20 protein-coding genes are annotated in these 22,013 nt (G+C 42.3%); 9 read left to right on the forward strand and 11 right to left on the reverse strand.

All coding sequences use genetic code 11. From position 1 onward, the window contains the following. On the reverse strand, nucleotides 1-840 hold the full coding sequence (locus FPL17_RS09185; protein ID WP_159884670.1) for an SDR family oxidoreductase: 840 nt from the start codon (nucleotides 838-840) through the stop codon (nucleotides 1-3). A 127-nt stretch (nucleotides 841-967) separates the two neighbouring features. On the opposite strand from FPL17_RS09185, the gene FPL17_RS09190 reads away from it, so the two are divergent. Then, on the forward strand, nucleotides 968-1,594 hold the full coding sequence (locus FPL17_RS09190; RefSeq protein WP_004805327.1) for a TetR/AcrR family transcriptional regulator: 627 nt from the start codon (nucleotides 968-970) through the stop codon (nucleotides 1,592-1,594). Between the two features lie 21 nt (nucleotides 1,595-1,615). On the opposite strand, the gene FPL17_RS09195 is transcribed toward FPL17_RS09190, so the two are convergent. From FPL17_RS09195 to FPL17_RS09210, 4 genes are all read right to left on the reverse strand, one after another. Continuing rightward, nucleotides 1,616-2,491, reverse strand: a complete 876-nt coding sequence (locus FPL17_RS09195) for a metal-dependent hydrolase (RefSeq protein WP_159884672.1) — start codon at nucleotides 2,489-2,491, stop codon at nucleotides 1,616-1,618. 32 nt (nucleotides 2,492-2,523) lie between these two features. Continuing rightward, entirely contained in the window at nucleotides 2,524-3,753 is a 1,230-nt protein-coding gene (locus FPL17_RS09200; protein WP_159884674.1) for an NADH:flavin oxidoreductase/NADH oxidase family protein, read from the reverse strand. Nucleotides 3,754-3,849: 96 nt separating this feature from the next. After that, nucleotides 3,850-4,596 carry an acetoacetate decarboxylase family protein gene (locus tag FPL17_RS09205; RefSeq protein ID WP_159884676.1) on the reverse strand — a complete coding sequence of 249 codons (747 nt, stop codon included), beginning with the start codon at nucleotides 4,594-4,596 and terminating at the stop codon, nucleotides 3,850-3,852. Then, a complete protein-coding gene (locus tag FPL17_RS09210) occupies nucleotides 4,593-5,396 on the reverse strand; it encodes an SDR family NAD(P)-dependent oxidoreductase (protein ID WP_159884678.1) in 804 nt (267 codons plus the stop codon). Before FPL17_RS09210 ends, FPL17_RS09205 begins: the two co-directional genes overlap by 4 nt. A 111-nt stretch (nucleotides 5,397-5,507) precedes the next feature. Between FPL17_RS09210 and FPL17_RS09215 the strand changes: the two genes are divergently transcribed. Then, on the forward strand, nucleotides 5,508-6,557 hold the full coding sequence (locus tag FPL17_RS09215; RefSeq protein WP_159884681.1) for a helix-turn-helix transcriptional regulator: 1,050 nt from the start codon (nucleotides 5,508-5,510) through the stop codon (nucleotides 6,555-6,557). A gap of 56 nt (nucleotides 6,558-6,613) precedes the next feature. Here FPL17_RS09215 and FPL17_RS09220 read toward each other — a convergent pair whose 3' ends face one another. Together FPL17_RS09220 and FPL17_RS09225 are read right to left on the reverse strand one after the other, a co-directional pair. Further along, nucleotides 6,614-7,495 (reverse strand): dihydrodipicolinate synthase family protein, encoded by an 882-nt coding sequence (locus FPL17_RS09220; protein WP_159884683.1) that lies wholly within the window; start codon nucleotides 7,493-7,495, stop codon nucleotides 6,614-6,616. Nucleotides 7,496-7,500: 5 nt separating this feature from the next. Beyond that, complete coding sequence (locus FPL17_RS09225) at nucleotides 7,501-8,280, reverse strand: aldolase (RefSeq protein ID WP_159884685.1); 780 nt, start codon at nucleotides 8,278-8,280, stop codon at nucleotides 7,501-7,503. A gap of 38 nt (nucleotides 8,281-8,318) precedes the next feature. Between FPL17_RS09225 and pdxR the strand changes: the two genes are divergently transcribed. Beyond that, entirely contained in the window at nucleotides 8,319-9,824 is a 1,506-nt protein-coding gene (gene pdxR, locus FPL17_RS09230; protein WP_159884687.1) for a MocR-like pyridoxine biosynthesis transcription factor PdxR, read from the forward strand. 12 nt (nucleotides 9,825-9,836) lie between these two features. Here pdxR and FPL17_RS09235 read toward each other — a convergent pair whose 3' ends face one another. From FPL17_RS09235 to FPL17_RS09250, 4 genes are all read right to left on the reverse strand, one after another. Next, nucleotides 9,837-10,520 (reverse strand): SDR family NAD(P)-dependent oxidoreductase, encoded by a 684-nt coding sequence (locus FPL17_RS09235; protein WP_159884689.1) that lies wholly within the window; start codon nucleotides 10,518-10,520, stop codon nucleotides 9,837-9,839. Nucleotide 10,521: 1 nt separating this feature from the next. Further along, nucleotides 10,522-11,289: an SDR family NAD(P)-dependent oxidoreductase gene (locus FPL17_RS09240; RefSeq protein ID WP_159884691.1), complete on the reverse strand. Its 768-nt coding sequence runs from the start codon at nucleotides 11,287-11,289 to the stop codon at nucleotides 10,522-10,524. Next, nucleotides 11,286-11,966: a glutathione S-transferase family protein gene (locus FPL17_RS09245; protein WP_159884693.1), complete on the reverse strand. Its 681-nt coding sequence runs from the start codon at nucleotides 11,964-11,966 to the stop codon at nucleotides 11,286-11,288. The genes FPL17_RS09240 and FPL17_RS09245 overlap by 4 nt, the downstream gene beginning before the upstream one ends. A gap of 129 nt (nucleotides 11,967-12,095) precedes the next feature. Beyond that, complete coding sequence (locus FPL17_RS09250) at nucleotides 12,096-12,962, reverse strand: metal-dependent hydrolase (RefSeq protein WP_005190682.1); 867 nt, start codon at nucleotides 12,960-12,962, stop codon at nucleotides 12,096-12,098. Nucleotides 12,963-13,125: 163 nt separating this feature from the next. Here FPL17_RS09250 and FPL17_RS09255 point away from each other — a divergent pair, with 163 nt between their 5' ends. From FPL17_RS09255 to chrA, 6 genes are all read left to right on the forward strand, one after another. Continuing rightward, entirely contained in the window at nucleotides 13,126-13,587 is a 462-nt protein-coding gene (locus tag FPL17_RS09255) for a winged helix-turn-helix transcriptional regulator (RefSeq protein ID WP_159884695.1), read from the forward strand. Nucleotides 13,588-14,158: 571 nt separating this feature from the next. Next, on the forward strand, nucleotides 14,159-15,679 hold the full coding sequence (locus FPL17_RS09260; protein WP_159884697.1) for an HAL/PAL/TAL family ammonia-lyase: 1,521 nt from the start codon (nucleotides 14,159-14,161) through the stop codon (nucleotides 15,677-15,679). A gap of 296 nt (nucleotides 15,680-15,975) precedes the next feature. Further along, nucleotides 15,976-17,532 carry a BCCT family transporter gene (locus FPL17_RS09265; protein WP_159884699.1) on the forward strand — a complete coding sequence of 519 codons (1,557 nt, stop codon included), beginning with the start codon at nucleotides 15,976-15,978 and terminating at the stop codon, nucleotides 17,530-17,532. Nucleotides 17,533-17,670: 138 nt separating this feature from the next. Next, nucleotides 17,671-18,912, forward strand: coding sequence for a hypothetical protein (locus FPL17_RS09270; RefSeq protein ID WP_159884701.1), 1,242 nt, complete (start codon nucleotides 17,671-17,673; stop codon nucleotides 18,910-18,912). Between the two features lie 804 nt (nucleotides 18,913-19,716). Further along, a complete protein-coding gene (locus tag FPL17_RS09275) occupies nucleotides 19,717-20,637 on the forward strand; it encodes a chromate resistance protein ChrB domain-containing protein (protein ID WP_151714913.1) in 921 nt (306 codons plus the stop codon). Nucleotides 20,638-20,639: 2 nt separating this feature from the next. After that, on the forward strand, nucleotides 20,640-21,992 hold the full coding sequence (gene chrA / locus FPL17_RS09280) for a chromate efflux transporter (RefSeq protein WP_151714914.1): 1,353 nt from the start codon (nucleotides 20,640-20,642) through the stop codon (nucleotides 21,990-21,992). The last annotated feature ends 21 nt before the right edge of the window (nucleotides 21,993-22,013 follow it).

Below are 22,013 nucleotides of genomic sequence, written 5' to 3' on the forward strand. Positions count from 1 at the left end.
TTATTTTGTCTGTGCCAATTGGCTTAAACGTTGGCTATATGCTTTGCGATCATTCTGATCCAAGCCTTTTAAAATATGGTCATCCCCGATCAGTTTTCGGAATCCGGTATTTAACCAATGCGGCACCAACCCATAGGCTTTCGGGGTGTGGGTTAAATAATTCGGCACCGCAATTTCAGCTAGATTATGTGCGATGGCTTGAATAATCGCATTCGCCACATCTTGTGGTTCTACCGTCGGAATCGGCAAACTGTCACCCGTACCAGAGGACAATTCAGTCAAAACTTTAGATGGTAACACTGCCGATAAGCCAATCGGCGTGTCTCTAAGCTCTTGTTGCATCGATGCGGTTAAACCCACCACAGCAAATTTGGTCGCGCAATAAATACTAGCACCCGGAATCGGATATTTACCTGCTAGCGAAGCGACATTGACGATATGACCCATTTGTCGCTCCAGCATTTTGGGCAATACCGCTTTCATGCCATGAATCACTCCACGCAAGTTGATATCAATTTGCGCATCGGTGATGGCTTGGCTTTCCTCGACCATCGCCCCCATTGGCATAATGCCAGCGTTGTTGACCAAAATATCTATGGGACCCAATTGCTTTTCAATCTGCACAATGAGGTCATGAAAAGAGTTCTGTGAACGCACATCTAAATAGCCGCCAAATCCTTGCACTTTAGTGGCGGCTTGTTGTGCCAACTCCAGATCAATATCGCCAATCGCTACTTTGGCACCGAGTTTTCTAAAGGCAACGGCGGTGGCTAAACCAATCCCTCGCCCACCACCTGTGATCAACACCACTTTATTTGAAAAACTGTATTTTTTTCCCATGTCCAGTTCCTTTCATTAGTCAAAAAACCACCAACTCGGAACATAATGTCATTTACGGAATGATGTGTCAATTTTAGTTAATTTTGTTTTATCGTATTTCCGATAAAGTTCTGATAAAATTTTTAGCATGAATGATCAAACAACTCTCTCGCGTGCTGAACGCCAACGTATTCAATTACAAGCAGAAATTATTGAAGCTGCTTTTTTGGAATTTTCTGAACGCGGTTATCATCAAACTGCGATCTCTGACATTGCCAAAAGACTGGGTATTGGTCACGGCACTTTCTATCGTCATTTTGAGAATAAAAGAGACATTCTGGATAAAGTCATTGTCGATACCATGTTCAAAATAACCGCCTTATTGGCCGATGAAAATGCACCAGATGCGGTATCCACACTGGAGGCTTATCGCATCCAATGCGAACGGATTTCCAGTAAATTTCAGGAATTTGCCAAGGACAATCCACGTGCGGTACGTTTGATTTTGCTTGAAGCGACCTCGATTGATAAAGAAATGACCGCCCAAGTGCATAACCTGCTGCATCTCGGTGGCCTCCTCACCGCAGACTATTTAAAAAATGGGGTAAAATGTGGTTATTTAAAAGCGGATCTGGATACTGAGATGACCGGACATGCCATAGTCGGCATGATTATCGCCGGTGCATTTAAGTTCTTATCTGCACCTGAAGATGCCAATCTGTTAAAAAAATATAGCGATGCTGCAATTCAAATGATGATGGCGGGCATCGCTTAAAACTCAACTTTGGCTTGTGATTTATGCTGGCTTAAATGCTGGCATTTGATTTAAATAAGCCAGTGCCTGTTCTGTTGACCCTTCATGTAATGGACTATGTTTGGGATTAAAATAGCGTAAGCAAGCAGCCAAGACATCACCCACACGCGGCACGCGATCCTGTCGGGCAGCACGCAAATAATCTTTAAAACGAAAACGCTGCGGTAATTGTAGATCTTTGGCAACCAAGGTTTCCACAGCCACATAGGCCAATACAATAAATAAAGGAAAGGTAACAGCAGCCGTCACTGTTCGCAGCAGCATATTATTACTGAGATGCCGAAACATGGCATCGGCGACTTCACGATGCTCTACCTCTTCGGCACCATGCCATTGCAACAAGCGTAGCATTTCCTCATCGACAGGCGCTTGTTGTAAACCTTGTGCATTGAGTACCCAATGCCCTAATACCCCCGTGAGATGTTCCGCAGCGGCAACCATGGCAAGGCGGGTCTGTAACCATCTCAATTTCAAAGCAGAGTGACGCAGCTCATAACCGAATGGTTTCTGCCCAAGCATGTCATGAAAGATCCAGTTCATCAGTTGACTATATTGACTCAAATCAATCCCCAAGGCCTCAATATGTCGCGTGCCCAAGATATGTCCATGACTGTGCGCCCCTTCCTGTTTAATAAAAGCGATGACTGCTGCTTTTAACTGTTCATCCTGGATTAGTGGCAGTGCATCTCTGAAGGTCTGACAGAACCAGCGTTCAGGTGCGGGGGTAATCGGATTAATAACATTGAGGATCTGCGATGCCAACGGATCGTCATAAATCCAGTGGCTCGGTGTTCCTGTAAAATCAAATACGGGCCGTCGAGGAATAATGCGATGGTGCTGCTTGATTAAACCCTTCATAAAAACTCCTTGTGTAAACAAGACTTCGAGCATTATTCCTGCGTCAAAATGTTAAAGCCCATACGCGGTCCAAATGCCACTAATGTTCGAATCAGCCCTTTAATCGCCTTTGGTCTCTGACCACTACTGATACGGCGGAATTGAGCTGCATGCCAAGCCAATTGCAGATAAGCATCGATAGGCTTATAGCCAACAGCTGGGATTTTTGCAGCTTCGGTGACAGATTTTCCTGCCAAAAGCTGTTTGGCTAAATCAGGCTGTAAGGCAAAAGGACGAGCCAAACCGACGACATCCACCGTGCCATCACGCACCAGACGATTCATCACCTCTACATCGCGTAGCCCACCTGTCAACATCAGTGGCAATTGACTCTGTTGGCGCAATGCGGTGGCATAATCCAGAAAATAAGCATCGCGCTGTACCTGACGATCAGGGGCATAGCCCAGTTGCGCTGGGGATTCGTAATTGCCCCCAGACACTTCCAATAAATCTATGCCCTCAGCGGCTAATGCCAAAGCAATATGCAGTGACTCCTCCTGACTCAGCCCGCCTTTTTGGAAATCGGCAGAGTTCAATTTGACACTGAGGATTTTATTTTTGCCAATGGCCTGACGCACAGCTCGAACCGTTTCAATCAAGATTCGACGACGATTTTCTGGATTTCCCCCCCATTGATCGGTACGGGTATTGGCCAAAGGCGATAAAAATTGGGATAGCAAATAGCCATGTGCCGCATGGACTTGTACCCCGTCAAAGCCAGCCTGCACCGCCAATGCCGCTGTGCTGGCAAAACGCTGGATTTGTTCTAGGATTTCTGTTTCAGACATGGCTCGCGGGACACGAATAAGATTCATTGCAGGTAAATCTAGCCCCACAGCTGAGGGTGCAATCGGCTTTTTAAATAAAGGCAATACAGCAACCCGACCTGGATGATTAATTTGCATAATAATCTTGCTGCCATTGGCCTGTGCTGCTTGGGCGCAAAGTTTATGCGCTTGTAAGAATTGTTCATCTTCCAACACCACATTTCTCGGCTCAACAAAGGCACGATGATCAACCATGACATTCCCAGTGATTAATAAACCAGTACCCCCTCTGGCCCATGCCGCATAGAGCTGCTGTAGGTCTGTGGTGGGCGAGCCATGTCGATCAGCCAATTGTTCACTCATGGCAGACTTTGCAATTCGGTTCGGGATAGTGATGCCACATGCCAAAGCTAATGGTTGTTGTAAGGGTGAATTGCTAATATTTGATTGTGTCATTTTTACTGTTCCTCAAACTCTGATCGATATAGATCGATGTCATCTGTTTTATTCATTTTTCTAAATAAATCTTTAATTCAATCTAGGATTTATCTTCTATAAAACCCGTGGATTAAATTGACGCAATAAAAACAACAGGGTACGTAATCGAGGAATCTGAATCGGTGGAATCAGGCCACCCGATAAATCGACCCGATGTAGGCGTGCATCCACCACTTTACCTAAGCCCATTTCATGCAAAGGATCATTCACTGTTCCAGTAAAACGTAATTTCATATCTACACGACGCACTTCAACAACATGCTCTTTCGGGGTGAATCGAACTTCCCGAGGTAAACCTAACCCCAAACCACCTGTGATATTACGATGCGGCAAACCTAAAATAGGTGGTGCATCCTGTATCACCTCACCTAGTTTGGCGTCCATTTCAATCAGCACCGTCCCACGACGTGATGCTTGGCTGATAATCCGTGAACCATCATTGTCCCAACTGATTTCCCCGATTTTTTTGGGATAACCCAGCAACTCACGGCCGATAATCATGGCGCGATCATCATCCAGAATCATCCACGGACAAAAGATGCCTGTTTTATTGCCGACCTGAATATGCACAAATAGTCCCGCTTCGTGATAAGCGCCGGTATACAAATTTTCAGGGAAATAAGCACAAAACAAATCCGCTCTGGCTGGTTTCGCCAGCTTCATTCCAGCAGGCAGCCAACGCGCCATTGCCTTCTCATTGACTTCAACCACTGCGGTTAAATATTGGGCATTGTGATAGAGCTTATTGCCCAAGTTGGCGAGACCTATTGGTATCCGTAAATCTTGAATCAACTGTCTCATGCTTTTAATCTCGAAAACACTTGCTTTAAAATCGGCAATAAAATAATGCGTGGGGTATAACGTCCCCCCAGCGTTTGTGCCTGTGCGACCAGACCAGGAATCACAATTCGACGATTGCAGGCCATACCTTGAATGGCTTCTTTGGCAACCCGTTCGGCGGTCACCCAAACCAGACTGCCCCCGATTCCATCAATCTTGCTGATCCCTGCCACTGCATTAAAGCCGGTAATGGTGGGACCAGGTGCCAATAAGGTACAGCTCACCCCTGTACCGCTCAGTTCACTATGCAGTGATTCGGCAAAAGAGTTGGCAAAGGCTTTACTTGCCGCATAAGTGGCATTGGCTGGTGTGGGTTGATGACCCGAAGTAGAGCCAACAATCAGAATGGCGCCCCGTCGTTTCTGAATCATGTTGGGTAATACCGTTAAGGTCAGATCCTGCACCGCCACCACATTTAGCTCGGTCTGTTCACGTTCACGATCAGCATCTAAGTCCTGCAATCGGCCAAAGGTGGCAAAGCCTGCGTTATTACATAAAATCGCCACATCAAGCTGTTCCAACTCGTGACGGAACTGAGTTCTTGCCTCGCGATCCGCGAGATCACAGGGACGTAGCAGTACTTCAACTTGATATTTTTGACGTAACTGCAGTGCCAAAGCCTCAAGCTTATCGACTCGTCGCGCAACTAAAACAAGTGAATAGCCACGTGCTGCAAATTGTTTTGCCAGTTCTTCGCCAATACCAGACGATGCGCCAGTAATCACAACGGGGGAATCTTTAATAGGAAGAGGTAAACTCATTACCAATACTCAGATCAACAGAATAACCCTAGTATCAAAGAGCTAAAACTTGAGCGTGAGCGGTAATTCAGCCATACTGCTAATCATTTTCGGCCAGCATAAAATAAAAAAATGAAAGACCCCTATGGCTTGTCCAAAGCCAGTATCCCGATTTCATATGCACATTTATTATTAGAAATCATGGTTGAAAAAGGTTTTTCTGCTTCCGAAATTCTATACCAAAGCAAAATACCGTCAGCACTTCTGCATCAAGTCGATGCCCGTATTACTCCAATCCAATGGTCAAAATTGGCATGGGTCAGTTTAGGGCTGGCGCAAGACTGTGGTCTGGGATATGAATATGGGCTGAAACTTCGTTTAACTGCGCATGGTCCAATGGGTTATGCCCTAATGAGCAGCCCCTCGCTCAGACATGCTATTGCCTTGGCCAGTCAATTTTTTAATATGCGGCTCAAAGATTATCGCATTGATTGTTACCAAGAAAATCTCGTTTCAATTATTGAAATTCAACAAACCCATCCCGTGGTCAGTCAGCAGCTTGCACAAGCAGAAATGCTGAGACGCTTCTTTTATGAATGCCTAATGATTGGCGTGGTTCACACAGCACAGGCCTTAGCCGAACATGATTTTTCGGATGTTGAACTGCATGTCGACTGGGCTGAACCGCCCTACCATCAAAACTTTCAGCCCCAACTTCCAAGCGTTCGCTTTAATCAAACTCACAACCAAATTCGATACCCTTCCGCCATCCTTAACCTCTGCACCAAAATGGCTGATCCGACTGCTTTTCAACAAGCCTTGGCCCAATGTGAAGCCGAACAAATCCGCTTTTCCGAAACCATTCAAGATATTGGACTCAAGGTCAAAACTGAGTTGCAGCTCGTTCCACAAAAAGGCTACCCGAGTTTAGATACGGTTGCCGAGCGCTTACATACATCAAGCAGAACCTTAAGACGAAAATTAGATGAAGCGGGTTATTCTTATCTAGGTTTATTAGATGAAGTCAGATATCAAGAGGCAAAACAGCTATTGCTTAATCCACACATGGAAGTACAGGATATTGCACTGTATTTAGGCTATCTACAACCTGCCAACTTTGCCCGTGCCTTTAAGAAATGGAGTGGGCTTACACCCAGTCAATTTCGTCAAACTCAAACTTAAGCTGCTCAGAATATATTTAAGTCAGGTCGGTCAATCTCGACCTGACGCCAACATAATTATTTTACAGCCGCTTGTATCAAGCCTTTTAACTGCTCAATTTCAGCCCCTGTCGCACCTTGCAAAGGCGATCTTGGCGAACCAACCGAGAAGCCCAATAAGTTGAGTCCCGATTTTACGGTTTTCGGTAAGCCACCTTTGACAATAAAGCTCAGCACAGGTAATTGCTGATAAAATATCGCCTGTGCTTTTGACAAATCACCTTGTTGAATCGCTTGATATAATTGCTTTGGCAAATCACCGAGTAAATTCGGCGCAGCAGTACACCAACCTGTTGCTCCTGCACAGAAGGCTTCTAGCGCCAATGGATTAGAACCATTATAAAATGGCAATTTTCCGTGGCTCAATGCATGAAACTTATGCATACGCTGAATATCACCGGTGCTGTCTTTGACCATGCAAATATTGTCGATCTCATTAAACATTTTCACGATCAACTCAGGTGACATATCAATCCCACTGGTGGCAGGATTGTTATAGACCATAATCGGCAATTTTACCGATGCAGCAATCTGCTGATAATAATCATAAATTTCTTGATCGGTGAGTTTCCAATAAGAAACAGGAATCACCATAATCACATCTGCACCCAATTCTTCTGCTTTTTTGGCTTTTTGAATCGCCATGGCAGTGGTCAGTTCAGAAATCCCAACAATCACAGGAACACGCTGATTCACCACTTCAATTGTGGTTTGCGCCACCTGTTGCCATTCTTGCCAAGTTAAATAGGCACTTTCCCCTGCACTGCCTAAAGGTGCAATCGCATCACATTGTGATTCAAGCAATGCATTTAGACTGATGCTCAAGGCCTCAAGGTCAAGCTGTTGGCTGTCTGCTTTGAATGGCGTGACGGGATACGCAATAATGCCTTCAATTTTCATGTGTTTTACTCCTCTATACACTCTTGATGGTTTTTCAGCGCTTTACGTGCGTAATAGGCAAAATTGACTTTGTTCCGCTTATCGGTAGACAGCCAGTCATGGGCTTCTTTTGCCAGTTCATGCGGAATCGGTTGAATCTGCCCTGCCGCCATGGCTAACAGTTGCAAACGTGCGGCACGCTCAATCAACAGCGCTAAATTACAGGCTTCTTCAATGCTCTTGCCTGCCACCAATTGACCATGATGAGACAGCAACACCGCCCGATTTTTTCCCAAAGCTTCGGAAATAAAAATGCCTTCTTCATTACCGACAGGTACCCCCGGCCATTCGCCCACAAAGGAACAGTCTTCATACAAGGCACAGGTATCCATTTGCGAGATGGCAAGTGGCACACGTAGCATCGACAAGGCGGCAATATGGGTTGGATGGGTATGGATAATGCAATTCACTTCAGGGTGTTGCTGATAAATCCAAGTATGGAAACGGTTGGCTGGGTTGGCCATGCTTTGCTGATCTAAAGGTTTGAGATCTTGATCCACGACCAATAAATTGGTGGCAGTAATTTCGTCAAAACCCAAACCAAAACGCTGCGTGATAAAGGTATTTTCTTGCTCAGCACGACAGGTAATTTGTCCTGCCAAGCCTGCATCATGACCATGATCAAATAAAATACGACAAGTCAAAGCCAACTTCTGTCGATCCGTGTAATTGACCTCTTGGATCAAATTCATATTCTGCTGCGCAGTTTGCATCAATTGCTGTTTGCTGAGTAATGCGGTTTGCATAAGACCACCTCGCTACGGTTGATTTATGGATGGGACAAATGCAGAATACGAAGTCAGTGGATGAGTTAAAATATCCAGTTTTTAAAACTTATATGGTCCAGATCAGCATGCAGCAGCCATGGAAGATTCGCCTTCACCTTGAAGACCGAGAGGAAAAAACCATCTTTCTCAAGTTGGCCAATCAGATTATTGAAGAGATTCTGTCTGGACGGCTCAGCTCAGGTTCGCGTCTGTCTGGCTCCCGCTCGCTTGCCGATGAATTAAAAATTAATCGTAAAACCGTACAGTCGGTTTATGAGGATTTAGAAGCACAAGGTTGGCTGATCTCAAAACCACGCCAAGGCACTTTTGTGGCAGAGAATCTGCCTGAGTTAAAACATAAAAAAATCGATGCTGTGGAAAAACCCAATCCTTCATCCAATACAAGCAGTCCAGTACCCATCAAAAATGATGGCATTCCAGATACCCGCCTAATCCCTTATGAGTTATTTTCCCGCGCCTACCGACATGCCCTGATTCAAGTGACCCGTTCTCAAATCATGGGTTATGGCGATCCACAAGGCAGTATTGAGTTACGTCAGGCATTGCTGCAAATGCTGTCGATGGAACGTTTTATTAAAACCAGTATCGACAATATCTGTGTGGTTCGCGGTAGCCAAATGGGGATTTTTTTAGCCGCTCGTGTCTTGGCTAAGCAATCCATGCAACGCAAGGTGGTTGTGGTGGAACACTGGTCTTATCCGCCTGCTGTCGAAACCTTTTTATCACATCACTATCACATCGTTCGGGTTCGGTTGGATCAACACGGTCTTGATATTCAACATCTTGAAGAAATATTAGAAAAGCATGCTGTAGCTGCAATTTATACCACCCCGCATCATCAATATCCCAGCACCGTGACCATGGCGATGGATCGACGCCTAAAGCTATTGGAACTGTCGAAAGCGTTTGATTTTTATATTATTGAAGATGACTATGATCATGAGTTCCACTATGACAGTCGACCAATTCCACCGCTGATCAGCCTACCGCATGCAGAAAAGGTCATCCATATTGGCTCACTGTCCAAGGTCTTTGCCCCAAGCCTAAGAATTGGTTATGTGGTCGCCAATCGAGACATCATCCACGCCATGAATCAGGATATTTTATTGATCGATAAACAAGGCAATATCATCACTGAATTGGCGATGGCAGAACTAATGCAACAGGGAGAAATCAAACGCCATATCCGTAAGATGCGTAAGATTTATCAACAACGGCGTGACTTTGCAGTGAATCAATTCCAAGCCGTATTTAAAGATCAGGTCGAAATTAATTCCCCTTTAGGTGGTATGACCTTATGGGTCAAATTTAAATTTCCCTATCGTGCTGAATATGCCGAGCTACTGAATCAATTGCATATTGATGCCGAAGCGCATTTTGCGGAGCAAAGTCAGCAATCAAAAAATCATTTTCATATCCGTTTTGGTTATGCTGCTATTAATGAAACGGAAATTTCAAACATCATCCGCTTGCTCTATGAGGCATTTCAACTCAATGATTGAATGCGCATGATTTTATAATCCTAAGCGCAGCTCCTGACTCCATGTCGATTTAGGTTGTTGGTACAAATGCCAACAGGTCTGTTGCAGCGATTGCATCAATTCATGATTTTGCCCATGCGGTACCACACAATACACCACATGAATGCCCTTGGGGTGGAACTCTCTGGCTATGGACTGTGCTAAGGCTCGAATACTGGCAGATAGACTTTGACTGAATAAATCCTGCTCCGATTCGACGGGCTGCTGACTCCCTAGAAAAATCAAGGTTCCTTGCTGCCTAGATTGCATCTGCCGAATCACGGCTTGGGCAATACTCACTCCCGTTAAGCCTGTATTTTGCCAATAGGACTCAAGCTGTTCAGCGGACAATGTATGACTATTTTCAGGCAGCACAAAGTCAGGCTGAAAAATGCATAAATCGACAAAATGCCCTGCTTTCTGAATCTGCTGGATAACACTTTTTAGCGAAGCAGCATCAAGCAAATTTAGGCGAACAGCGATCAGCCCTTCCATTTGAGCTTCAATCTTTGGCTGGGTTTGTATCGGATCATGCTGCAGTTGATAAACAGGCATAGCATCGTACTGAACTTGCCCAACAAAAAGTTGACTCAGTTGCTGGACATTATTGCCCACAATCACAATACAGCCCTTCGTTTTTTGTTTGGATTTAAACCATTGTGGCAGTAGCTTACTCATCTTAGAATTTCTCCTGATAAGGACGTAAATCCAGTTCATGCGTCCATAAATCAGCATTTTGCTGATAGAGCATCCAGTAATTTTCGGCAATTGCCTCAATATTTAAACCACCCGTACCACGGGTTAACCGCGCCAGCCGCCCTAAGCCCCACAAGGCTTTATTGACACGATCACCATCGACCATGCCATCCACCACCACATGCGCCACATGGATATTTTGAGGGCGATATAGTGCTGCCAAATTTAAGGCATAGCTTCTCAACGCAGACTTGCCCATGGTAAATCCGGCAAAAAAAGGCTTCCCACGCAATGAGGCACTGGCACCCGTAAAAATCAAGGTGCCCTGCTGCTGTTTTTGAAAAATGGGCAAACTACGCTGCGCCACCAATACCGCAGATAAAAAGGTCGAACGCCACATTTGGCTAAAAAACTTTAAACTGCTCTGTAAAAAAATCGAAGGAATATTACCTCCCACATTATGAATCACCGCTGCCAATGCTTCTGGCTGATCATTTAAATGCTCAAACAAGGTCTGTACCTGTTGCTCATTTTCAGCATCCAGTGCATAGGCAATAGCCTGCCCACCTTGACCATTGATTGTTGCTGCCACCTTTTCAACTTTATTGAGCGTTCGCCCCACCACATAAACTTTGAATTGCTCATGGGCAAAACGACGACAGACTGCTGCACCAATGCCTTGTTCTGCCCCAACGCCAATCACGACAATAATACCTGTAGACTGGGTTGGATCTTGATTGGCCTGACTCATAATTGTTGTATCCAGTGCTGAATATGCGGATAGCTGTTAATTTTTGGTCCCCAAATTTTACTGGTGCGTATCACCTCTAACAGTTGAGAACCGACTGCAATATCGGCAATGGTTTTGGCTTCACCGACCAGCCATCCCGTTTGACCTAACACCAATTCAATACGTTCTAAGTGTCGTGTAAATTCTGCTTCGATATCAGCCTTTGCCATCCGTCCTGTACCTTGCATCTTCACCTGCATATTCAACGCAGCCTTGAGCAAAGGTTTCATCAGTACAATTTCATGCTTGGGACGACCCTCTGCACTAATGGCCACAGCATGATTCAAGGCATCGGCATCACTAACACGGAAATACACTTCATAGAAATATAACAACTCATCGGACCAGTCTTCCCACAATTCGACATAGGCTTTTTGTAGTGGATCTACAGGATATAAAAGTGGCAAATCTGGATACGCTTCATCCAGATAACGGGCAATGCGGGTACTGTCCTGAATGCGTTGTCCGTTAATGTCCAGCACAGGGACTTTGCCCACTTTACTCAGCATTGGGACTTTGGCCCCCAATACGCCGTTATAATTCACGGTTTCAAATGGAATGCCTTTAAACTGCAACATCCGTGCGACTTTTTTGCAGAATGGCGAAATTTCCCATTGATGTAAAACCACTGTACTCATTGTTATCTATCCATTTTTTATTGAATTCATCTCGATGATAAGTGAGCAGCTTGGCGCTCACTCAACTTATCTTACAGATATTTGTCCCTTTGGCGATGCATCTGTGCCGATGATTTTCTCTACAATTTATTAATGCACGAAAGTCGACTGCTCAGGAGACAAACCAATTTTGATTTTGGTTTTTGCCACGATGTCAGACTCATCGGTATCATTTGGATGGAAGTCACGACGATAATAAGAAAAAAATTGTGGCACCAGTTTTCGGTAGGCCTGCACGGTAAAACCTGCAAATTTAGCCCACGATTTTAGATTCAGTAATTGCTTATCTCTGGACATCAATACCACTTGGTAGACATTCGAGAAAGTGGTGATGAGGACCAAACTCAGGCTAAAAATCGCAACCCGTGGGATATAGGCATCAAGCCCTTTGCCATAGAGATATTCATACATATCATAGGCAACCGCTTTGTGTTCGGTTTCTTCGACACTATGCCACAGCCATAGATTACGAATGGTAGTATCGGTCATTAATTCATTGACGTTTTTCATCATCTCCACCACCAATACTGCGGTGTAATGTTCCAATCCCACTGTGACCAATAAATTCCACTTTTTCGGAAAAGTACGTTCAATGGCTTTGAGGATGATACCCGTCACTTTTTCCAATGATTCAGGATCTAGCCCATATTGTTGTGCACTGACATGAAAGGCATGGTGTTCTTTGGAATGCATGGCTTCCTGACCAATGAATGCGCCAATATCACGATCCAGTTGCGGGTTGCTTTTGACTTGGTCTCGTAAAGCCCTGACTGAACGGACAAAGTAAGACTCTCCTTCTGGAAATAGAGTGGACAGTCCCGTGAAATAATGGGTAAAGGTTGGTTCATCATTACACCAGTATTTGGGCATATCCTGAAATTCATAATCCATACGGCGGACTGGAAATGATGCAGGTATCTTTTGCTTTGATTTTTCTTTTAACGCTGACGCAGACATAACTCACCTCAAGAATAGATCTCAAAATATTAAGTTCCAAAAAAGAACTTAATTGAAAAATATAGCTGCTATGATAAGTTGTCAATAAAGCGGATATCTTAATCGTTCAAGTTGTCCTAAAATGACAGCCTGCTTCCTGTAAAGACATATAGATGGTATTGCGATGAAATGGCATGAACTCGGTGAAATGAATTGTCCAATTGCACGGACTTTGTCGATTTTTGGCGACCGCTGGACCCTGCTGATTATTCGTAATGCTTTTATGAAAACCCGTCGTTTTGATGATTTTCAAAAACAGTTGGGCATCACCCGTCATTTGCTGACCGAACGTATTAACCGCTTGGTAGAACACAAAATTTTTGAGAAAGTGCTATATCATGAAGCGCCGAAGCGTTATGAGTATAAGCTGACGGAAAAAGGTTTAGCGCTATACCCGATTATTGTCACCATGAGTACATGGGGCAATATTTGGCAGAATGAAAATAAGCAATTTCCTGAATTGCGTTATCTGCATAAAAGCTGTGGGCATGTGACCAGCCCAAGCCTAACTTGTGATTGTTGCAAGCAGCCTCTTGATGCTAGGCAGATGTCACCTGTTTATGTTGCGGGTGAGGATGGGGAATAACATATTCCCTCCTCGCCTTATATTAAAACTCAGCTCTAAAAAGCTCTCAGTTCAATCAAATATATAATTTCTTCAAAACCCTTTATTAGAGATTTCCTTAAACGGGCTAACTTAAAAAGTCCAAATCGAGTCCCTTTATTTCAATATCCCTTCTTGCTTTCTAAGCACAGCAACCATATGAACAATCCTTTCAAACAATGACTTCTACGTTACGAAGTAACATAAACAAAGCTCAGCTATAAAATTTAATTTATAAAATCAAAAAGATATAAAATATTTTTAAAAATAAGTTTTCAATCTAGTCTCAATTTAGTATACATATGTATATACAAGTAAACACATCTCAATCTTTCATTATCATTCTTTTCTGAATTTTTATGGAAAAAGTGTATGTGCTGTAGACCAACAATGCCGAGATCAAAGTAGGTATATAAAGAAACTGTGTTTTATACACCAGCGTAGGAAATAAAACCTTCCTATAGTGAAGAGCGAGGGAAATGCTTTTCTTGAGTAACATCAAAAAGAAATGCATCTGTTTTCAAACATGAAAGCAACGTATCAGGACGAAACGATGACCATTCAATTAGGCGACAAAATTGATATAGAGACCTTTATTCAAATTGCACGCTTTAAATCTCAACTTGAATTCTCAGAACACTATGTTGCTCGGGTAAAAAAATCACGGGCCGTTCTTGAAGATATGATGTCAAGTGATGAACCGATGTACGGGATTACCACAGGCTTTGGTGCCCTATGTTCAGAAAAAATCTCGCAACAACAAACCGCAGAATTACAAGAAAATTTAATTTTATCTCATGCCGTTTCTGTTGGTGAACCACTAAACGAAGAACAAGCACGCGCCTGTATGCTGATGATTCTACAAAACCTAGGTCAAGGTTATAGCGGTGTACGTTTTGAAGTACTCGAGAGAATCCGTCAATTTTTAAACCTAAATTTAGTTCCGTGGATGCCACGAGAAGGCTCGGTTGGTTACTTGGCACCAGAAGCTCATTTAGCACTGACGCTCACTGGACGTGGTCAGCTTTACTACCAAGGAGAATTACGTGTAACCCGAGACGTCTTTGCTACGGAAAATATCCCTCCACTACAGTTGCAAGCAAAAGAAGGCTTAGCCTTAATCTCAGGTACCACCTCGACTACCGCCCTTGCCAGTTTAGCTTTATATGATCTGCAAAATGCGGCCAAGTCCGCGGATATTATCGCAGCTCTCAGTCTCGAATCACTCGATGGAATCCTTATTGCCTTTGATGAACGCGTGATGAAGGTTCGCCCTCATCCTGAGCAGGCACAAACGGCATCGAATATTCGACGGTTACTAAAAGATTCGGAACTGGCCCTACTTAAACATCCAACCAAATTACAAGATGCACTCTCACTCAGATGTATCCCACAACTGCATGGTGCTGCAAAGAAAGTTCTGAATGATGCACTGATCACGATTGAAATTGAAATGAACTCATGTTGCGATAATCCTATCGTTTGGCATGATCAAAATCAGCAAGAAATCATTTCAGCTTGTAATCCAGACTCATCTTATGTGGGTTTAGCGATGGATACAGCAGCAATTGCGGCCACAAATTTAGCCAAAATGTCTGAACGCAGGAATAATCGTTTGATTGACGGCAGCTTATCTGGGTTTTCTTATTTTCTGATCCGACAGCCTGGATTGAACTCAGGACTCATGATTCCACAATATACACAAGCTGCGCTTTTGAATGACATGCGCATCTTATCCCACCCTGCAACCATTGATAACACCCCGACTTGTGGCAATCAAGAAGACTATGTGGCAATGGGCTATAATGCCTCAAAAAAGGCAATATCCATTGCCGACAAACTAGAATACATTCTGGCCATTGAGCTGTTATCTGGATATTACGCACATCAATTTCTAGCAAAAGATAAGAAACGAAGTCCTGCGATGCAGACAATTATCTATGCATTAGAGCAACGTATCAAAATCTCAGACCAAGATACTTATCTCTATAGCTTTATCAATGAAATCAAAGGAATGATTCACGATGGTACGCTTTTAAACATCATTGAAGATAAAATTGAAAAGTTAGATTAAATCATCATTACTTTTAAATTCGATAAATTTAAAAGTATTTTTTACTCTATTTTCAATCTTAGTTTTAAGATCAAAACTCATTTCATCAATATCCAGTTATTCAATTAACAGGGATAAAATTTCACTCGCCCATATTCTTTTAATCTCATTAAAAAACATGGGGTTAAAATAAAAACTTTAGTTGTATATACATGCTAAAGCATGTAATGTTTATTCCGAACAAAAAACAAACGCCACATGGATGTACACGTGGCAGGTCATGAGCTTATTCCCACCGAATACATAAGGATGAGTATATGGAAGGTGTTTCGAAACAGGTAAAAACCGTACGCTGGGGTGTCTTTGTTCCCTTATTTTTATTAATGTCTTCAGCTGTTGTTTTAGGCATTTCACATAGCGAATCATTAATTAATCTGACCAAAGATTTCTTTAACTGGTCTCTGCAAAACTTTGGTTGGTTATATCAATGGGTCTCCATGATTTCGCTCATCTTGGTCGGAATTTTATTGGTATCTCGCTATGGACATATCCGTATCGGGGGAAAAGATGCCAAAGCAAGCACCAGTTTTGGTCGATGGTTTGCCATGGCGCTCAGCAGTGGTGTTGCAACAGGTTTAATTACCTATGGGGTGAATGAACCGATTATCTATTTTGGTAATGTCTACGGAGAGCTGAACCAAGTTGGAGTAGAGCCATTGACACACAGTGCTGCAATTTGGAGTCTGGGCCGTGTCTTTTACAATTGGGGCTTTATCCCCTACTCCATGTATACCCTCTCTGGTTTAATTGCTGCTTATATGTATTACAACAAGAAAAAAGGCTTGTCTGTTGCAGCAACTTTGGAACCTTTACTTGGGAAATACGCACAGAATCGAATTATTGCAGATATTATTGATGTCCTTGCAACCATGGCAATCGTTCTAAGCTTAGCATCGGGCCTAGGTACTGGTTTGACTGTCGTGGTCACAGGTCTAAAAGTCGCTTATGGTTATCACGCCACTACGATTTTATGGGTACTATTAGGTGCATTAACCACCTTCTTATTCACCTTCTCATCTTATTTAGGTTTAGACAAAGGCTTTAAAATTCTAGCGAGTATTAAATCGAAAGTTTTATATTTCTTGCTGATTTTATTATTCCTTACTGGCCCAACCTTTTACATCCTGAGATCATCTACTGCGGGTATGGCAATTTGGCTGGATAATTTCTTCCTTTGGGGTCTAGATCCAATTGATATTGGTGGTCCAGCCTTAACCCAATGGTGGACGCTGTTTGACTGGGCGGTTTGGGTGGCTTATGCACCATTGATGGGAATGTTCTTGGCGCTGATCGCATACGGTCGTACCTTAAAAGAGTTCATTATCGTGAACTGGATTATGCCTTCTTGCTTTGCCCTCGTCTGGTTTTCAGTTTGGGGAGGCACATCGCTTTATTTACAGCAAAGCGGTGTATTGGATTTAGTCCAAATCATTAAGGATAACGGTGCAGTGTCTGGCCTATGGGCGTTCTTACAGCATCTTCCATTTAAATTAGGTATCGTCATCGTACCGCTGATTCTGGTTTTAACCCTGTTTTCTTCCGCCGTTGCTGCAAACAGTATCACGACCACAATCGCAGGTATGTGTAGCAAAAATGTCCCGATTGGTGAAGAAGCCCCTTCCTATCAACGTATTATCTGGGGTGTTCTCATTGGTTCAATTGCCATCATCATGAGTGCCTTTGGTGGCGGTGGCCAAGGCATTGATGGGATTAAATATTTAGCCGTTTGTGGCGGCTTCTGTGTCCTGTTTATCTTTATGCTGCAGCTACTCTCAATTATTAAAACCTTTTTCTACGACAAACCTGTCGAATAGGTGTTATTTCCTCCCGATTAAACAGGATTTGATCGGGACAACTCTCTTTATATTCAAGAACTAATTTAAAACACTCGATTTCTCGAGGGAATAAGTCTTGCCGTTGGAAGGCAGATCAAACTAGTTTAAGGACGAAATATGCAAAATTTTTTAAATAACTCATCCTTGATGCGATGGACTGTATCGACTCAAACATTTCAATCACAGACCATTTCAGCCATTATTTTGTTCAGTGCCAGCATGCTTTTCAGTGCTGCAAGTTCTGCAGATGAAACAATGAATACCATGCAAGCCTCCCAAAATCGTGTAGACCTTGGTGGAGCTGTCCGTATGCGCTTGGATTACGATCCCGACCGAGATATCCGTAAGTTAAGTTTTGATACGGCGATCGTGAATCTCGATTTTTATTATGACCAACTATCAGGTCACATCGAGCATCGTGTTTTGGGTGGTGCGTATCCTTATGATTATACAGATCATATTGGTGATGTTAACTTCACTAAAAAAGCCTATCTTGAGTATGCAGTAAATCCCCAGCAATCAATTCAAGTCGGTTTAAATCAAGTTCCGATTGGTTTTCAGCTCTATTACACCAGTACAGTCATTGAGTCGATGGCTTATATCGCAGGAATTGAAGACTTATATCGCTTAGGTGCAAAATATAATTATAAAAAAGACAATCATGAAATTTATGCGGCTTACTACGCCGCCAACCCGTGGAAAGGCAAAGGGACAAGCCAAGGAGCATATTATTCTAATCAGCTTATTCCTGCCGATGAAAATCTCGAGAATGGCACGCACTATAAAGAGCAAGATGCCGTTGCTTTACAATACAACTATACTCAAAATAATGACAGTTGGTCAGCAAACTATGGGATCTCTGCATACTATGCTCAGTTAAAGTCAAAACTAAAAGAGGATAAAGAAGGTCATCGTGGCGTCTACGCACTGCATTATGGGCTAAATAAAGATCGTCTAGGGCTTAAATTTATCAGTATATTCAATCAGATTGATACTCCCTATGATCAGACGACTTTCGGCTCTTATGATGGAACTTTTAATATCGCCAATAAAGGCATGCTCTACAGCTTAGATCTCAACTATAAGATTCCAGAATTTAATGTAAGGGATATTAATGATTTCAATGTGTATCTGCATTACAGCCGATACGATAAAGCAAAAAATGCATTTTTAGACTCAGAGCAGTTCGTACTAGGTTCCGCATTTACCTACAAGAAGAATGTTTATATTGCTGCTGAATGGTTATTTGGAAAAAATAATCCTTATATCGGTGGTAGTAGTTATGGACAAAGTCTTGCTGCAGGTGGAAGTAATCAATGGGAAAATCAAGTCAACGTTAATATTGGCTATTATTTTTAAGCTCTAGCTAGTTGAAATAAATAATATTTTAAATACTTAAATTTCGGCATAAAAAAGCCCTGAAACTTTCATTTCAGGGCTTTTCGAATTTTGGTGGAGATGGCGTCAATTGAACCAGATCAATAACATTATGTTTTATCTATATTTTATTTTCATACAACTTTAATTTACCCAATCTTGACCCTGTGGCCTTCTGAATATTCTTTGCATGGGGCAAGTCGAGGGTACCTCAATTATACTCTTATCTTCTCTCATCTATATAGAGCTACTCAATAATATCCAAGCCCCCCACTCAAAGTTGGTATTGCCATATACTTTGTCGTGCTGACAAAGCGTGAATGCTGTTAAGACCTATGGGTATAAAGATGAATAGCCAAATTCATCTAGCTCATTCAAGTTGATGCAAGGCCAACCATAAGGCATAAAAGCCCTCCTTTCTTCTGCCAATAGACACAGATTAGCAGCTGATAATAGATGTTGTTCAATGCTCTTTTATCCGACGGCAAATTTCTCTATTGCCTAGGCAGATTAATCTGCCTGTTTGTCGGTCAAAATAGACTGTACTCTGCCCATAAATTTAGTTCAGGATCATTAAAAATGAGTATTCGTGCTACTGAGTCTTCTTGCAGTACAACAGACGAGTAACGTTAACACATCAAATAGTTCTCAACTTTAACTCTGCTTTCATCAAAACTTATCTACTATTCATCTTAATATCTATTCTAATATAAGAAATCGGTTCTTCATATTTGTACTAGAATAAAATAAATGTAATATATTAAACAAATAAGTTGAGTATATTACATGAAAATATCTTTACTCATATCCTCATTGCCAACGCAGAACACAACAACTCGTATGAGAGTCTGGCGATCTCTCAAAGCAAGCGGCGCAGCAATTCTAAGAGATGGCGTCTATTTGCTCCCTATTACTCATAGTGCAAAGTTTGAACCTATTGCTAATGATGTTATTTCAGAACAAGGAACTGCTTATATCTTTCATGCAGAGCAACCCTTAAATCTTGAGCTTGCTCCTTTTTTCAGTCGGAAAGAAGAATACGATGCGCTCTATAAACAACTGTCTGAATTAAGAGATCGGCAGACCAAAGATGAAAAGAAAGAGCTGCTCAAGCAAATCCGGAAATTAAGAAAAAGTATCGATGCGCTTGTAGAAATTGACTATTACCCCGATGAGACTCAAGCACAGGTTTTAAATGAGCTTTCCTTTTTAGAACTTTCAATTGCACGTCTTGGTGAAGTGAATGAGCCTCAAGCAATACAAGCTCACATTCAACTTCTAGATAAAGCTAGTTATCAAAATAGAATTTGGGCAACTCGTAAAAGACCTTGGATTGATCGCTTAGCCTCTGCATGGCTAATAAAGACATTTATTGATACCTCACCTACATTCATTTGGTTAGAAACACCAAGTGACTGCCCAAAAGAAGCATTTGGATTCGATTTTGATGGTGCAACTTTCAGTCATATCAATCATTGGGTGACCTTCGAAGTTCTTTTACATAGTTTTGATCTAGAAACACCCGCATTAAAGAAAATCGCTGAAATTGTTCATTACCTAGATGTAGGTGGAATTGAGCCTCCCGAAGCGATCGGTATTGAAAAAGTTATTCAAGGAATTCGAAGTCAGATAAGTGACGATGATCAATTATTTGCATTATCGAATCACATTTTCGATGGCTTATATGCCAACCTATCAAGAGAATAATTATGGAACAAGAACAAGCCGCTGCACCCGATGAGCCAGCACAGCCAGTTCATTTTTGGCAAGCCTTCTTATTTTGGCTTAAATTGGGATTTATTAGTTTTGGTGGACCAGCGGGGCAAATCGCTGTCATGCACCAAGAGCTTGTTGAACAAAAACGTTGGATTTCTGAAAAACGTTTCTTACATGCTCTCAACTACTGCATGTTATTACCCGGACCTGAAGCTCAACAATTAGCAACCTACATAGGTTGGTTAATGCATAGGACTATAGGTGGTATTGTTGCGGGTGTCTTATTCGTTTTACCCTCTTTATTTATCCTGATCGCGCTCTCATGGGTCTATGTAAAGTTTGGTGATGTTCCTATTATTGCTGGGCTCTTTTATGGAATTAAACCTGCTGTAGTTGCTATTGTCTTTCATGCAACTTACCGAATTGGCAGCCGATCATTAAAGAATAAATTTTTATGGGCAATTGCTGCACTTGCATTCGTTGCTATCTTTTTCTTTAACCTTCCGTTTCCCTTAATTGTTCTAAGCGCTGCAATCATTGGATACTTGGCAAGTAAAAAATATCCAAGCTTTTTTACGGGTGGAGGTTCACATCAGCAAGGTAAAAAAGATTATGGCCCAGCACTAATTGATGATGATACTCCAACCCCAGAACATGCCATATTTAGTTGGAAGCACTTTGGAAAAATTTTATTTATCGGTGCAATTTTATGGTTTACACCCATTATAGGTTTGACTCTTACCTTCGGATGGGATCATGCCTATACACAAATGGCTTGGTTCTTCACGAAGGCTGCACTGTTAACATTTGGTGGGGCTTATGCAGTATTACCTTACGTGTATCAAGGTGCTGTAAATTTTTATGGTTGGTTGAGTCCAACACAAATGATCGATGGTTTAGCACTAGGTGAAAGTACCCCTGGCCCACTGATTATGGTGGTTGCATTTGTCGGATTTCTAGGTGGCTTTAATCATGCATTATTAGGAAGTGATCATGTATTTTTAGCAGGCGCCTTAGGTGCTGTCATTGTTACTTGGTTTACGTTTCTATTCTCTTTCATTTTCATTCTAGCTGGTGCCCCAGTGATTGAATCAACTCATAATGAGTTGAAATTTACTGCACCATTAACAGCAATCACTGCAGCTGTAGTGGGGGTAATTTTAAATCTTGCACTTTTCTTCAGCTATCATGTTTTATGGCCAAATGGATTCAATCATCCTTTCAACTTTGAAGCTGCATTCATTGCAATTGGAGCATTTGTTGCCTTATTCCATTTTGAAGTCAAAGTCATGTATGTGATTTTTGCTTCTGCATTCTGTGGCTTGATTTTATATATAGGTGCATAAGCTCAGTGTTTTAGCGTTCAA

The sequence above is a fragment of the Acinetobacter dispersus genome (genome assembly GCF_009884975.1).
GTDB lineage: Bacteria > Pseudomonadota > Gammaproteobacteria > Pseudomonadales > Moraxellaceae > Acinetobacter > Acinetobacter dispersus.